At 64.6% G+C, this 2,251-nt stretch carries 4 protein-coding genes and 1 pseudogene; 1 reads left to right on the top strand and 4 read right to left on the bottom strand.

Annotated features, from left to right (window positions below; genetic code table 11):
* From AC04MI_RS24765 to AC04MI_RS24750, 4 genes and pseudogenes are all read right to left on the bottom strand, one after another.
* Positions 1–314, bottom strand: a pseudogene (locus AC04MI_RS24765) (DEAD/DEAH box helicase); the annotation flags it as partial.
* A complete protein-coding gene (locus tag AC04MI_RS24760; protein ID WP_436001522.1) occupies positions 311–769 on the bottom strand; it encodes a hypothetical protein in 459 nt (152 codons plus the stop codon). The gene AC04MI_RS24760 and the pseudogene AC04MI_RS24765, both read right to left, overlap by 4 nt.
* Before the next feature lie 48 nt (positions 770–817).
* Positions 818–1,288 carry a hypothetical protein gene (locus tag AC04MI_RS24755; protein WP_436001524.1) on the bottom strand — a complete coding sequence of 157 codons (471 nt, stop codon included), beginning with the start codon at positions 1,286–1,288 and terminating at the stop codon, positions 818–820.
* Between the two features lie 45 nt (positions 1,289–1,333).
* Positions 1,334–1,678: a DUF4031 domain-containing protein gene (locus tag AC04MI_RS24750; RefSeq protein WP_436001526.1), complete on the bottom strand. Its 345-nt coding sequence runs from the start codon at positions 1,676–1,678 to the stop codon at positions 1,334–1,336.
* 99 nt (positions 1,679–1,777) lie between these two features.
* On the opposite strand from AC04MI_RS24750, the gene AC04MI_RS24745 reads away from it, so the two are divergent.
* Positions 1,778–2,251, top strand: a 474-nt coding sequence (locus tag AC04MI_RS24745; protein WP_476498992.1) for a winged helix-turn-helix domain-containing protein, incomplete at its 3' end; no start/stop codon positions are given.

Raw genomic sequence — 2,251 nt, 5'->3', positions numbered from 1 at the left:
GGCTTGGCCAGCTCGAAGGCGGGTAGCTCGATGCGCCCGGCCAGTAGCTCAGCCAGGGATTGTTCCCGGTCTTCGTGGCGGTCCGCGAGCTCATTCAGTGCCAGCGCGTCCTGCGGGCTCATATCCATGGGATAGCGGGACATGAACCAGCGCAGCTCGCGGCTGTTCTCCGGCGTGGCCAGCAGCGGCAGCGTGGTCGCCGCGTGCTGGGGAGCGCGGGGAAATACGCGCTTGAGCCGTGCGCGCACCTGCGGCTCGCAGAAGACCTCCCAGTTGCGGTCCTGGCGCTTCACCGTCCCATAGAAGAACGTCACAGGCATTGCCTCCGTAGATAAGCGACCTCAAAGGCCTTTCCGCCCCAGTGGGGCTGTTCCTCCAGGGCGAACGCCGCCCAGCGCACGGAGCTGGCCAGCAATACGCCGGCGACCTGCGGCAGGGCGATGTAGCGGCCGACCTGGCGAAGCGCATCAGCGAGCGTGCCGTCGACTTTCACTTCGATCACGATGCCCCGCTCGCTTGCGGGCTGGGGCAGCCAGAAGTCCGCACGATTACGGCTATCCAGGCGGAATTCGCGGACATGGTCGATATGCGCGGCGCTCAGCACCTTGCTGAGCGTTTCATGCAGTTGAACCTCACTTCCGTAGCGGTAGTTGTAGCGCTCCAGCAGCGTCATGAGGCTGGCAACGCGGCAGTCCCTGCCCGGCACCGTGATAGCCCCTTTGAGCGGGTCGGCAATCGGCGTCTGTGCGTGTGGGGATGGCGTGTGCATGCGTCGAACCTGCTTGGACGGAAGGAGCGCTAGATGGCGCGAGGCTTGTTAGCCGCAAACCCAGGCGATCAGCGTGCCGGGCAGCGTGTCTGCTGCCGGCTTCAGCGCGCCCTTGGCGCCGGGCTGGACGTGAACGACGTTCTCCCTGTCGTCCAGGATCTCTTTCCTGCCCATCAGGAAGGTCCTGTCCGCGCAGCTGATCAGGTTCTGGTTCACCATCGTGCGCTGAGCCGGATTGGTAGGCACCAGCTTCTGCACGATCAGCGTCTGCTTGGCCACGTAGTCGGCGCTGTAGCGGGCCATGTCGACGTACAGCACGTCCCTGTCGTCCTGCCCGACCTTCACCCATCGCGTCTCTTGCTTCATCCCCTGCTCCACCCAGGCGCGATGCGCCGAGAACAGGCTGGCGTAGCTCTCGGAGCTCGCCGGCGCCGGCGCCGCATCGGCAGCGATCGCAGAGGCGGGGATGGCAAGCAAACCGAGACTGAGGCAGGCGACGCGGAAGATGCTGGAGTACATACGGTGAAGCTCCTTGGTGATGATTGGTGAAATTCGCAGAGGGCGTCAGGGCCGAGGGCCCAACCCCTCCGTTTGTTCTGGCGTGCCGTAGAGCACTTCCATGGCGGGTGCTCGCAGGCGTTCACGGCGACGCTGCAGCAGCTCCACCGCTTTCGCTTCGTCGACTTCGATAGCGCCCAGCAGCACAGCGGCGTTTCGCCGGCCGCGCGTGAGGTCGTAGTGCGGGTGTCTCGGATTGGACTGGAACCACTGCCGTTGCAGGCCAAGGCGTTCAGCCATCGTGTGCAGGGCTGACAGGTCGGGATCATCCGTGAACAAGTGCGAAGCCGGGACCATGCGGCCGTAAAGCTGCATTGCGTTCTCAACTTCCTGATCGACGTAGATCGCCATGAACGGACTCTCCGGTGACATTACAAATAGTGCTTGACGCCGCGCTATGGAAAGATACTATAACGAAAGTTAGGCCATAGCCAATAATATTTTGCTCCCATGAAAGGTAGCTCTGCAGCCCAGCTGGACCTGTTCACCGCCGCGGTTTCCCGCGCGTATGCCGGCAGCCCGGACGGGCAGCTGAGCAATGACCAGCTCTATGCCCGGGTTCAGGCAGATCTGGGCCTGTCGGACACCGAAATGACGGCCCGGGAGCCGGTAGGCAGGGCCGCCAAGCCCCGGAACCTGGTCAAGCGCCGCATTCGCTGGGCCCAGCAGACCTTGAAGTCGCTTGGTCTGGTGGAGCCGGCAGGTGAGCGTGGCGCCTGGCGAGTGCGCCAGCGCACGCAGGACATGCCCCAGCAGGCGCCCGATGGCGCCGCCCTGTTGGCGTTCTCCACCAAGCTCGGCCTGGCCATCTGGGCCCGGCACGAGTCGGTCTTCCCCAAGCTGGGGGCAGACCTCGACGTCGCCTTGATCTTGACCTCCCCGCCGTATCCGCTGGCGCGGCAGCGCGCTTACGAAGGCCCGCGT

The organism is Acidovorax sp. LjRoot204 (assembly GCF_056175785.1).
The sequence above is the reverse complement of the archived record's forward strand: the minus strand, read 5'-3'. Positions and strand labels throughout refer to the sequence as shown.